Source organism: Natrinema soli (assembly GCF_028618695.1).
Genome location: NZ_JAQIVI010000336.1, coordinates 1 through 11840 on the forward strand (window position 1 = coordinate 1; position 11840 = coordinate 11840).

Annotated in this window: 12 protein-coding genes; 4 read left to right on the forward strand and 8 right to left on the reverse strand. The window is 63.9% G+C overall.

The window, feature by feature from the left end; genetic code table 11:
• The coding region (locus PGX04_RS19690; RefSeq protein WP_273740067.1) for a DEAD/DEAH box helicase at positions 1 to 1774 on the forward strand (1774 nt) is incomplete at its 5' end.
• Positions 1775 to 1824: 50 nt separating this feature from the next.
• On the opposite strand, the gene PGX04_RS19695 is transcribed toward PGX04_RS19690, so the two are convergent.
• The 4 genes from PGX04_RS19695 to PGX04_RS19710 all read right to left on the reverse strand — a co-directional run bounded on the left by PGX04_RS19695 (position 1825) and on the right by PGX04_RS19710 (position 4530).
• Complete coding sequence (locus PGX04_RS19695) at positions 1825 to 2217, reverse strand: hypothetical protein (RefSeq protein WP_273740068.1); 393 nt, start codon at positions 2215 to 2217, stop codon at positions 1825 to 1827.
• 159 nt (positions 2218 to 2376) lie between these two features.
• Complete coding sequence (locus tag PGX04_RS19700; RefSeq protein ID WP_273740069.1) at positions 2377 to 2805, reverse strand: hypothetical protein; 429 nt, start codon at positions 2803 to 2805, stop codon at positions 2377 to 2379.
• A 253-nt stretch (positions 2806 to 3058) separates the two neighbouring features.
• Entirely contained in the window at positions 3059 to 3283 is a 225-nt protein-coding gene (locus tag PGX04_RS19705; protein WP_273740070.1) for a DUF8149 family protein, read from the reverse strand.
• Between the two features lie 296 nt (positions 3284 to 3579).
• Complete coding sequence (locus tag PGX04_RS19710; RefSeq protein ID WP_273740071.1) at positions 3580 to 4530, reverse strand: PGF-CTERM sorting domain-containing protein; 951 nt, start codon at positions 4528 to 4530, stop codon at positions 3580 to 3582.
• 398 nt (positions 4531 to 4928) lie between these two features.
• On the opposite strand from PGX04_RS19710, the gene PGX04_RS19715 reads away from it, so the two are divergent.
• Positions 4929 to 6326, forward strand: a complete 1398-nt coding sequence (locus tag PGX04_RS19715; protein WP_273740072.1) for an APC family permease — start codon at positions 4929 to 4931, stop codon at positions 6324 to 6326.
• Positions 6327 to 6338: 12 nt separating this feature from the next.
• Here PGX04_RS19715 and PGX04_RS19720 read toward each other — a convergent pair whose 3' ends face one another.
• The gene (locus PGX04_RS19720) at positions 6339 to 6830 is read right to left on the reverse strand and encodes an Lrp/AsnC family transcriptional regulator (RefSeq protein ID WP_273740073.1); all 492 of its coding nucleotides are present in this window, start codon (positions 6828 to 6830) and stop codon (positions 6339 to 6341) included.
• Positions 6831 to 7040: 210 nt separating this feature from the next.
• Between PGX04_RS19720 and PGX04_RS19725 the strand changes: the two genes are divergently transcribed.
• Both PGX04_RS19725 and PGX04_RS19730 read left to right on the forward strand, forming a co-directional pair.
• Entirely contained in the window at positions 7041 to 8375 is a 1335-nt protein-coding gene (locus PGX04_RS19725; RefSeq protein WP_273740074.1) for an aspartate aminotransferase family protein, read from the forward strand.
• A 216-nt stretch (positions 8376 to 8591) separates the two neighbouring features.
• Positions 8592 to 9935: an acetyl-CoA carboxylase biotin carboxylase subunit gene (locus PGX04_RS19730; RefSeq protein WP_273740075.1), complete on the forward strand. Its 1344-nt coding sequence runs from the start codon at positions 8592 to 8594 to the stop codon at positions 9933 to 9935.
• 55 nt (positions 9936 to 9990) lie between these two features.
• On the opposite strand, the gene PGX04_RS19735 is transcribed toward PGX04_RS19730, so the two are convergent.
• The 3 genes from PGX04_RS19735 to PGX04_RS19745 all read right to left on the reverse strand — a co-directional run.
• Positions 9991 to 10752, reverse strand: a complete 762-nt coding sequence (locus tag PGX04_RS19735) for a LamB/YcsF family protein (RefSeq protein ID WP_273740076.1) — start codon at positions 10750 to 10752, stop codon at positions 9991 to 9993.
• A 203-nt stretch (positions 10753 to 10955) separates the two neighbouring features.
• Complete coding sequence (locus tag PGX04_RS19740; protein ID WP_273740077.1) at positions 10956 to 11198, reverse strand: acetyl-CoA carboxylase; 243 nt, start codon at positions 11196 to 11198, stop codon at positions 10956 to 10958.
• Between the two features lie 80 nt (positions 11199 to 11278).
• Positions 11279 to 11840, reverse strand: a 562-nt coding sequence (locus tag PGX04_RS19745; protein ID WP_465263827.1) for a 5-oxoprolinase subunit C family protein, incomplete at its 5' end; no start/stop codon positions are given.

Genomic DNA, 11840 nt, shown 5'->3' on the forward strand with positions numbered 1-11840 from the left:
CGAACACGCCCGCGCGCTGACCGGGGAGCCGGCGACGGTGATCGACGAGGACGGCTCGCCCAGCGGTCGCCGCCACCTCGCGTTCTGGGATCCGCCGACGGACGGCGGTGGAAGCGATAGTGATACTGAGTGGTCGCCGAGCAAACGCCCCGCCACCGTCGAGGCTCCCGAGGTCTGGGCGCACTGCTGCTATCACGGCGTCCCCTCGCTGTTGTTCTGCGATTCGCGCAAGCAGACGGAACTGGCCGTCGGGCGCGCGCGGGAGTATCTCGAGAATCCCACCTTACCCTACCGGGGCACCGCCGACCTCGCGGCGTACAACGCGGGTCACGGAAAGCGGTCCCGGCGGGGGACCGAGAACCGGCTCAAAAGCGGGGAACTCGACGGCGTCGCGACGACCAGCGCGCTCGAGGTCGGCATCGACGTCGGCGGGATCGACGGCACGATCCTCATGGGGTATCCCGGCTCCCGGCAGTCGTTCTGGCAGCGCCTCGGCCGCTCGGGGCGCGACGAGCGCGATGCGCTCTCCGTGTTCGTCCCCAGTCACGCGACGCTGGACCAGTACATCCTGCGCCATCCGGAGTACCTCCTCGAGGAGGAGCCCGAGAGCGCGGTCGTCGACCTCGCGAACAACCCGGTCTATCTCCAGCACCTGCGCTGTGCCGCTCAGGAACTCCCGTTGCGACGCGAGGACGCGGACCGGTTCGGCGGGATCGAGAGACTGGAACGAGCCGTCGAGTACGGCCGACGGACGGGGGATTTCGAGGGATCGCTTGCGGGCGGCGTCACGTACGCCCACCGCGATCGGCCACAGAGCGAGATCAACCTGTACGCCTCCGGCGGGAACGCCTTCGAGGTGCGGCTGGCCGGCGAGGAGACCATCGGCCATCAGCCCATCGGCAAAGCGCGCGCGTATCGGGACTATCACGAGGGCGCGACGGTGCTGTATCGGGGCGACCAGTACGAGGTCGTCGAACTGCGGGAGGATCGACCCCAGCCGTTCGTCACGCTCGAGCCGGTCGACGTGGACTACTACACCCAGTCCCAGCGCCGGACGACGATCTACGACACCGAAATCCGCGAGTCCCGCGACGTCGGCCCGTTCCGGCTCAACTGGGGGTACGGAACGGTCACGGTCCACCACGACACCTTCACGAAACGGGAGATCGGGACCGGCGACGTTCTCGCGGCGGGACTCGAGACCGGCGTCCCGCCCCTAGAGATGCGAACGCAACTGTGCTGGGCCGAAGTGCCCGACGACGTCGAACGGGCGGTAACGGCCGCTCACAGCGACTATCACAACGACGAGTGCGAGGAGCTGCCGCCACGACTCCACGGCTACCTCGGCGGTATCCACGCCATCGAGCACGCGATGATCGCCGTCGCGCCCCTCGAGATGACCGTAGACGCCGCGGATCTCGGCGGTCTCGCGACCAACCAGCTCCCCGACGGGACCGACGCGAGCGGCTGGTTCATCTACGATGGGGTCGAGGGCGGCCTGGGCTTTTCCCGGCGTATCTACGAGGAGTACGAGGCGGTCGCCAGCCGGGCGCGAGACCTGATGGCCGACTGCCCGTGCGGGCGCGACGAGGGCTGTCCCGCCTGTCTCATGGACGACCGCTGTGGCAACGACAACCGGCCGCTGTACGCGCCCGCGGCGACGGACGTGATCGACGCGTTGCTCGGCGATATCGACCCGGACGGCCTGCTCTCCAGGTCGGAACCCGATCTCGAGGAAGGGACCGAGCGTCGACCGCCCGCGTCGATCTCGTAGCCGCTGGAAGGAATTCGTCGTGTGCGGATGCCGAGAAACTGCGGGCGATCCTACGTTTCGGACTCGAGTTCGCTCGGATCGAGCGTCCCCTCGAGATACCGTTCGCCCAGTTCGGACACCTCGTAGACGCCCGGCATGTGTTTCGTCAGGAGGCCGTACTTGGTCAGTTCGCGACATCGATAGGCCGCGTATTTCGCCGGGGCGATCCCCTCGTCGTCGATCTGGTTCGGTTCGAAGGCGTCCTCCGATCGGAGGAACTCGAGGATCGGCTTATCCGCGGGTTCCATCCACTCGGCGTCTGTTTCCGCTTCCGCTTCGCTCTCGGACGCTTCGGTCCCGGTTTCGGAGTCGTCGGTACCGATTTCGGAGTCGTTAGTCCCAGTTTCGGAGTCGCCGGCATCGTCCGATGACTCCGCCGGATCGTCCGTCGTCGAATCGTCCATGGATGGCAAGACGCCCTCCTCGGGGGAATGTGTTTCTGAATCGCTCGAGGCCGCGCCACGCGATCGGTGGCTTCGCCACCGGGACGGAACGCCCGCGAACGACTCGGGACCCCGTCGAGTGAGAGGAACAGAGTGGCCGGCCGGACTCGCCCCTGATCGTTACTCCTCCGGGACAGCGTAATCGACGTGAACGTTCGGGACCGTCGCCGGTTCGCGCCCCGTGATTCCGCGATCGACGAACGTGACGTCGGTCAGGTCGCCGGTAAATCGGAACGTCACCGTTCCACTTTCGATCGTCCCTTCGACGGTGGTGCCCGAGAGGACGGTCACGTTCGCTTCCCGTTCCTCGTCGGCCAGCTCGATCGCGCCGTCGACGGTGAGTTCGAAACTCGATGGCGCTCCCTGCCCGATGATCGTCAGCACGTTCGACCGGTCACCGTTTGCGTCGGTCGTGTTCGACGTCGATCTCGTCGCCGCGATGGTCGCTGTCGCCGGCGTCTCGGTCTGGATCGGTGTACTGGCACGGTCTGTCGATTCCGCGGCGACACGGCCGTCGTCGCGGTCTCCCGTCGCGTTCTCGCGTCCCATATAGTGGACAGAGTCGAGTATGACAGTATAAACCTTCTCACTGAACTAACGGTAAGAACTGGCGAAATATAACCACACAAGCCAAATTTCGACGCAACTTTGCGTGTTTGTATCGGGATTTTATACCGTCTCTCTGATCGATGATTCCTCGGCGACGGTCGACATGAGATGCGAGATCTCTCCAAGACACTCGAGCTGGTCGAGGGACGGTCTCTCCCACCCGCTCGACCGCTCTCGAGTGGAAAATCCGTGATCAGTCGTCCTCGAGGAGTCCGAGGTCGGTCGCGGCCAGATCCGCGATCTGATCGGCGATGTCGGGATCGACCTCGGCGACGTCGTCGCCGTCGTGGAGCTGCTCGTTGTGTCGGTCAATGGCGTCGGCGAGAGTCGAGAGGGGGACGCGAGAAGTCGTTTCGCAGTCAGGACAGACGACCGGGACGCGCGGGTCGTCTTCGTCCGACTCGCTTGTGTTCGTCATTTGTCGTGTGTCTCGCGCCGATCGTCAAAGCCTCATTGGTTCACGTCCCGTCCGACGCGATCGTGTCGACCGACTTCGGCGTCGACACCCGGACCGGTGGGTTATTCCGCCCGAGCCGTTCACTCCGTTGCGACGCGCGAGGAACGTCATGGTTCCCGGCTACAGCCGTAGCCGTCCCCTGTCTTTCTCCGAGTCGTCGGTTTCGAAACCGTAACCGGGACCGTCTGTTGTCGGTCTCCACGTCGACGGTGTGACGAGTGGTCGGCGACCGGGTCGGACGTACCGCCGGGTCGGCGTTACCGCCGATGTCGAGCGAGGGCGGCGACCGACAGCGCGACGACGGCCGCGAGCGCGCCGAATCCGGGCATCTCGTCGCCTCCATCGTCCTCGGTAGATTGCGTATCGTTCTCCTGTGAGGACTCACTCGAGTTGTTCTCCGGCGGATCGGTGCTGTTCGACCCGCCGGGCTCGAGCCGTTCGTCGGCCGGTGCGTCGAGTTGCAGGACGACGACGACCTGTCCGTGGGAGGCCTCGGTTTCGTAGGTCCAGCCGCCGCCGGCGTCCGCGTACGGTTCCGCGGCCGCGACCGGATCGATGTCCGTGTCCCAGCCGTTCCCTTCGGGAACCTGCTGGATGTAGCCGGCCACGTCGATCCTGTCGGCGTGTTCGCCGGTGATCTGCGCTTCGCCGTATTCGACGGTCGCGTCCTCCGGCAGGCCGTGCAGCTCGATGCAGTGAGAGTCCATGTAGCCGTCGCCCTGTGCGATGTCCGGGCTCGTCCCGAACTGGTCGGCGTCGAGCGGCCGGTCGTAGTTGTCCGTCATGGGGAAGTCGACGGTCATCGGGTCGGCGTCGGAGTGCCAGCTCGTCACGTCGTTCGTCGGAATCGTCACGGACGTGTTCGGGACCGACTCGCCGACCACCGGTTCGCCGTTTTCGTTGACCAGCGTAACGCAGACCTTCCCGGAGCCGTCCCCGAGGTACGGACTGCGGTACTCGTCGCGCGGGTTCTCGTAACTGATCCAGCTCCCGTCGCTTGCCGCCGCCTCGAAGTAGGGATCGCCCGGCTCCGGCGCGGGTTCGACGTGCGCTTCCTCCGAGACGTTCTCGGTCGAATCCTGGGCGACGGTGACCGCGGCCGTACCCGTCGCGACGAGACTGGCGATCACGACCAGTCCGAGGCCGAGAGCGAGAAGTCCGCGTCGCCCGCCCGGGATCGGCCCTCGAGACCCCCGTAGTCCGGACATGGTCACGCCCCGTCACCGAGTTCGATCGCCGAGTTATCGATCCTGTGACTGTTCTGCAGCGACGACTGTCGTTCGACGCTATCGGTCATCGAACTGGGGTACCGGGTTCCCCGTTCTATATATGAGCCGCGTACCCTGGGAGTAACCGGTTGTTACGTCTAGTAGGCAGTCGTTTAGACACTGAACCGTTCGCGAAATATCTGCTACTGGGCAGCCGTGGAGTGACTCGTTCGAAGCGGCTCTCGCTCGGCGTCATCGCAGTTACGCAACTGGGTTGTTCCGACTCATCGACCACGGCGAAAATCGGATATAGTTCAGCTGAAGTGATATGAAATGTACACTGTCCGAAAGATGGGCGGTTAGTTAAATTTAACACCCACTATCTAGCAGGGTGTGGTATGGGAGAAGATACCAGAAAGTTTGAGCGCATCCTGACGAAGAAAGATCTCTTCGTGCTCGCGTTCGGTGCAATGATTGGCTGGGGATGGATCATCCAGACGGGGTTCTGGATCGACGAAGCCGGCGTGGCCGGATCAGTTCTCGGCTTCGTCGTCGGGGCGATCATGGTCTGTATCGTCGGCCTGATTTACGGCGAACTCGCCTCCGCGTTGCCGTTCGTTGGCGGGGAGCACGTGTACAGCCTTCGAGCGCTCGGTCCGGTCGGATCGTTCGTGTGCACCTGGTCGCTCGTTCTCGGATACGTCGGCGTCGTCGTGTTCGAAGTCATCGCACTGCCGTCCGCGATGGCGTACATCGTGCCAGGATTTAACGTCCTCGAGCTCTGGTCGGTGGCCGGAGAACCGGTGTACGCGTCCTGGATCCTCGTCGGCGGTATCGGTGCGATCGTGATGACGGCGCTCAACTACCGCGGCGTGAAACCCGCAGCGCAGTTTCAGACGATACTGACGCTCGTCATCGCGCTGGCCGGAATCATGCTCGCCGTCGGGGCCGTCCTCAACGGCCAGTCGCAGCCGAACCCGCCGTTGTCCGACGTCGGTGCAACGGGGGTCGCCACGGTCGCGATCATGACGCCGTTCATGTTCGTCGGATTCGACGTCATTCCGCAATCCGCGGAGGAAGCGGATGTGCCTCCCCGTCTCATCGGCCTTCTCATCCCGGCCTCCGTCACGCTGGCCGCCCTGTTTTACATCGGCGTCATCTGGGCGTCCGGGCAGGCGATGCCCGGTTCCGCACTCGTCGAGAGTCCGCTGCCCGCCGCCGCGGCGATGGAGACGGTCTTCGACAGCCAGCTAATCGGTCGCATTATGGCCTTGGCGGGGATCGCAGGCGTCCTCACGAGCTGGAACTCGTTCCTGCTCGGTGCCAGTCGCGCGGTCTTCGCGCTCGCCGACTCCGGGATGATTCCGAAGCGAATCAGCACGATTCATCCCGAGTACAACACGCCGTCGACGGCCGTCATCCTCATCGGCGGGCTCTCTATCTTCGCCCCGCTGTTCGGCGAACAGATGCTGGTCTGGATCGTCAACGCTGCCGGTCTCGGCCTCGTCATCGCGTGGTTCTTCGTGGTCGTTTCGTTCTTCGTGCTTCGGCGCAACGAACCCGAACTGGATCGGCCGCTTAAACTGCCGTTCGGCTACGCGTTCGGCGCCGTTGCACTCGTCCTGACGCTCGGATTTATCGGCCTGTACTTGCCCGGCGGCCCGTCGGCGCTCCTGTGGCCCTACGAGTGGCTGATCGTCCTCTGCTGGGCGCTTTTGGGTGTCGTCCTGTACAGCGTCTCGTCGACTGACTCGGAGCTCGAACTGACGGATCTGGACACGGAGGAACTCGAGTAGCCGCTCGAGCGGTCAGTCGGAGTCCGTCGTGGCCTCTACCAACGTCTCTAACTCGAAGTCGTTCAGTGGATGGGGCTCGTCTTTGACGGTTTCGACGACGAACTGCGAACTCGTTCGGACGACCTCGTCGATCCTCTCGTAGTCGCTGATGAGTCGCTGGACCATCTCGCGATCCGACAGGTGTGCGATGACGACGAAGTCCGTGTCCCCCATCGTGAAATACACCTGATTGACCCCCTCGATGGCAGCGAGTTTCGTCCCGACTTCGTCGTGATACTGCTCCTCGTATTCCGCGATGACTTCCGAGATAACCGTGATCTCGAGGCCCAGTTTCTCGAGATCGACATCGAACAGATCGTCTGTCACGATCCCGTCCTCTCTGAGCTTCGTCAGTCGATAGTGGACGGTCGACTTCGGAATATCGGTGTACTCGGAGATCTCGTCCGGACTGCCGGTCCCCAGATCCGCGACGGCCTGCAGAATGCGGATATTTCGCTCGTCCATATCTCGTGAAAGGGAACCCGCCAATAAACAACATTCGAATACGAAACCTGTACGCGGCCCAAAGTTGGATTCAGTTCGATAGTTCGTCGATCGCGCGGAATCACGCTACTCGATCAAACTATCAGCGCTCCCCATTTGAATAACTCGGACTATACTGCCATCTATTCAAAGAAGCATGGTTTAATAGGACATGGTATAGATACAGGAACTATGTCCGAACAAGAACCAGAATCGCCGAACGGAGCGCAGACGAATTCGGCCGTCGTGTCGGCGTACGACGAGCACCTGATGCCGATCTGGAAATCGCTCGATGTGCCCGTAAAACGGGCCTCGGGATGCACGCTCGAGGACTTCGAGGGCAACGAGTACCTCGATGTCTTCTCCGGGATTTCGGTGGTCAACGTCGGCCACGGAAACGACGCCGTCGTCGACGCCGCGACGGAGCAACTCGAGGAGTTCGTCCACGGCTGTTCGTACGTCCACCCCAACGAACCGGTCGCCGATCTCGCCGAGCGGATCGCCGAGGTGACGCCGGGCGACCTGCAGAAGAGCTTCTTCTGTAACTCCGGGACGGAAGCCGTCGAGGGGGCCGTCAAGCTCGCGCGGAAGTACACCGGCTCGAAGGAGGTCATCGCCCTCGAGATGGGCTTTCACGGCCGCACGCTCGGCAGTCTGGCGCTGACGGGGAACAAGGCCTACAAGCAGGGTATGGCCCCGACGCTCAACGATGTCGCTCACACCGCGCCGCCGTACGGCTACCGCTGTCCGCGCTGTGACGGCGACCGGTGCGACGCCGATTGCGCCGAGGAACTCGAGCGGATCATCGGCTCGCACACGAGCGGGGACCTCGCGGCGGTCGTCGTCGAACCCGTCATGGGCGAAGCCGGGATCATCGTGCCGCCGGCGGGGTGGCTCGAGCGGGTCCAGGAGATCGCCCACGACCACGGCGCGTTGCTCATCGCCGACGAGGTACAGACCGGCTACGGTCGAACGGGGGAGCTGTTCGCGAGCGATCACTTCGACGTCGAGCCCGACATCCTGACGCAGGCGAAGGGGATCGCGAACGGGCTTCCCCTCGGTGCGTTCACTGCCTCCGAAGAAATCGCGAACGCCTTCGAGTCCGGCGACCACCTCTCGACGTTCGGCGGCAACCCCGTCGCCTGCGCCGCCGCGCTGGCGACGATCGACGAACTGCAGGACGGGATCGTCGACAACGCCAGCGAGCAGGGGGCGTGGCTCGAGTCGGAACTCCAGACCCTCGAAGAGGAGTACGACGTCGTCGGGCAGGCGCGGGGCCTCGGATTGATGCGCGGCGTCGAACTCGTCGATCCGAGCGAGACGGGACCACAGAACGTCGCGCCGAAACCGGACAGCGACCTCGCGTCCGCGGTGAGCGAGTCCCTCCGCGAGGAGTCGAACGTCGTGATGGGCGTCGGCGGCTACTACAAGAACGTCATGCGCTTCCAGCCGCCGCTGACCATCTCTCGCGACCAGCTCGAGTACGCCGTCGACGAACTGCGGGCGGCCCTCGAGACGGTCGCCTGAGCGTCCGCAGCCGCGACGAACGGGACCGACTCGAGTGCGGATCGACCGCACTCACGGCAGGTTGGCTGCGATCCCGCACTCGATGTGAATCGAACTGCGGGTCCTCGCTCTCGGCGGAACAGGTCGATAGTCGGGACAATCAGCTTCTGTCGGACGCTGTCCAAAAAACGATTGTAAGTTAGCTTTATCTGGAAATAGAAACCATATCACGACACTGTGTTCGAAAGAGTGCTGATCGCGAACCGAGAAGAGATCGCCGTTCGAATCGTTCAGGCGTGCAAGGACCTGGGTATCGACGCGATAGCCGTCTACAGCGACGCCGACGAGGACGCCAAACACGTCCGCATGGCCGACGAAGCCTACCACATCGGCGGCTCGAAGGCGAAAGACAGTTACCTCGACCAGGACGCGCTGCTCGAGGCGGCGCGGGCGGCCGACGCCGACGCGATCCACCCGGGATACGGGTTCCTCGCCGAGAACGAGTCGTTCGCGGCGAACGTCGAAGAGAGCGAGTTCGCGTGGATCGGCCCGCCGAGCGACGTGATGGCGGACTTCGGCGAGAAGACGAAAGCTCGGAAGATCATGGAGTCGGCGGACGTCCCCATCGTGCCCGGAACGACCGAGCCGGTCACGTCCGCCGACGAAGTCGAGGCGTTCGCCGAGGAGCACGGCTATCCCGTCGCGATCAAAGCCGACGGTGGCGGCGGCGGCCGCGGCCTCAAGATCGTCCACGAACCGTCCCAGATCGACTCGAAGCTTCAGGAAGCGATTCGAGAGGGCGACGCGTACTTCGACAACCCGACCGTCTACCTCGAGCGGTTCCTCGAGAGCCCGCGTCACATCGAGGTCCAGATCATCGGCGACGAACACGGCACCGTCCGCCACCTCGGCGAGCGCGACTGCAGCATTCAGCGACGCCAGCAGAAACTCCTCGAGGAATCCCCCTCGCCGGTGCTAGACGACGAAACGCGCGCCGAACTCTGCGAGGCCGCCTGCCGCGGCGCGGCGGCGGCGGACTACGTCAACGCCGGCACCGTCGAGTTCCTCTACGAGGGCGGCGAGTTCTACTTCATCGAAGTCAACGCGCGGATTCAGGTCGAACACGCGGTGACCGAGGAACTCACCGGGATCGATCTGGTCAAGTGGCAGATTCGGGTCGCCGCCGGCGAAGAACTGTCGTTCTCCCAAGACGAGGTCGAACCGCGCGGGGCCGCCATGGAATTCCGCGTCAATGCGGAGGACCCCGACAACGATTTCACGCCGCTGCCGGGGACGCTGTCGACGTACGAACCGCCGCGGGGTATCGGCGTTCGCGTCGACGACGGCGTCGACGAGGGGGACTCGATCGCCCCGTTTTACGACTCGATGTTCGCGAAACTGATCGTCACCGGGCAGGACAGAGACGAGGTGCTCGCCCGCAGCAAACGCGCGCTCGACGAAACGGCGATCGAGGGCGTTCCGACGACGATCCCGTTCCACCGGAGACTACTCGAGAACGACGGGTTCGTTTCGAACGAACACACCACGAAGTACGTGGAACGGGAACTGCTCGACGGGTGAGAACCGACCGGCTGCAGGGGGTGGGCACGGTTCTCTTGGCGTTCCGACCCGCCGTTCAGGCGATTTGAGATAGCGGTGCGAGTTCGATATCGTGTTCCTCGACCCGGTCGTGGATCGCCTCGAGGATCGCGACGGCGTTGGGGTTGTCCCCGTGGATACAGATGCTCTCGGCGGGGATCGCGATCTCCTCGCCGTTCGCCGCCTCCACGACACCGTCGGTGGCGATCGAGACGAACCGATCGGCGACGAGTTCCGGATCGCGGTCGGCGAGTTCCTGCTCGACGATCAGGGAGCGGTCGGCCCGGTAATCCAGGTCGACGTAGCCTTCGAAAACGGCCCGGAGCCCGTCGATGTCCCGTGCGACCTCGTAGATGTTCATGTCGGTCGCGAGGTAGATAAGATCGTCGTCGACCTCGAGCATGCCGTTCATGACCGCGCGGGCGTGTTCTGGGCTTTCCGAGAGCATCGAATACATCGCTCCGTGGGGTTTGACGTGCTGGACGGTCGCGCCGTGGCGGCGAGCGAACGCCGTGAGCGCGCCGAGTTGGTAGACGACGTAGTCGCGCACTTCCGCGGGAGTGGCGTCGATCTTGCGGCGACCGAAACCGGTTCGGTCCGGGAGGCCGGGGTGAACGCCGATGCCGACGTCGTGTTCGGCCGCCAACTCGACCGTTTCCCGCATTACGTGCGGATCGCCGGCGTGATATCCGCCGGCGACGTTCGCGGACGTGATGTAGGGCATGACCGCCTCGTCGTGGCCCATCGTCCAGTTGCCAAAGCTCTCGCCCATATCGCAGTTGATGTCGATTGCCGTCATGAGTGAGTGTCTAGCACAATCCAGCATATAGCTTACGTCGGTTCGTCCAACAGTATCCGAAAACGTCAAATGTAGTCTCACGAAGGATGCAGAGACTAGCTCCTATCCGGCTAAATGACAGAAAACCTGTCTCGATTACAGCCGAATCGCTACCGGCCGACAGCGGCCGGAACCCGCCGATCCGGCGAGTCGCTCCGACGCCGTTATTCGATCTCGACGATCGCCTGATCGGCTTCGACTTCGGCTTCGTTCTCGACGAGGAACTCGCTGATCGTCCCCGAACTGTCGGCCTCGATGTCGTGGAAGTTCTTCATCACTTCGACGAGGCCGATGGTGTCGCCCGCTTCGACGGTGTCTCCCGGCTCGGCGAACGGCGGGTCGTCGGGGTCGGGTTGTCGGTAGAAGATGCCCGGCATCGGTGACTTGATCGTGGTTTTCTCTGTCATCTGTTGCGGTTGTGTCGGATTCAATCCCGAATCTATTCTTTGTTTTGGTTACCGTCCCGTCTGTTAGCGTGTCGTTGACTCTAATTCTCTCCTTCGATGTCCGCTCGGATCGCCTCGAGGCGAGCGTCCTGATCCGTGCGCGCGTCGATCGCTTCGTCGACGTCGACCGACTCGAAGTGGACCGACTTGTGGGTCTGGCGCTGTGCGAGCAGCCCACGGTCGGCGCTGATCACGGTCCCGACAGTCGCGTAGCCGCCGCCCGTGACCGCGTCCTGCATGAGGACGATCGGCTGCTGGGGCACCTGAATCGACCCGATGGGATAGCCGAGGTCGACGACGTTCGACGGGTCGGTTCCCGCGCCGAAGGGTTGCTCGCGCTCCTCGAACTCGAGATCCGGTCCCTCGAGCCGGTAGCCGACGCGGTCGGCTTCCGCCGAGACGGTCCACTCGGACTCACAGAGCGTCGCTTTGGCCTCGTCCGTGAGCCGGTAGCTCGTCAGTCCGAGGACGATCCGAACGGTGTCCTCGTCCGCGTAGTCGGGCACGTCATCGTCGTCGATCCGCGTGCCGACCAGTTCGCGTCGTTCGGCCGGCGCGTCGCCGATCGGGAGCCGGTCGCCCTCCTCGAGGCCGCGGCCCTCG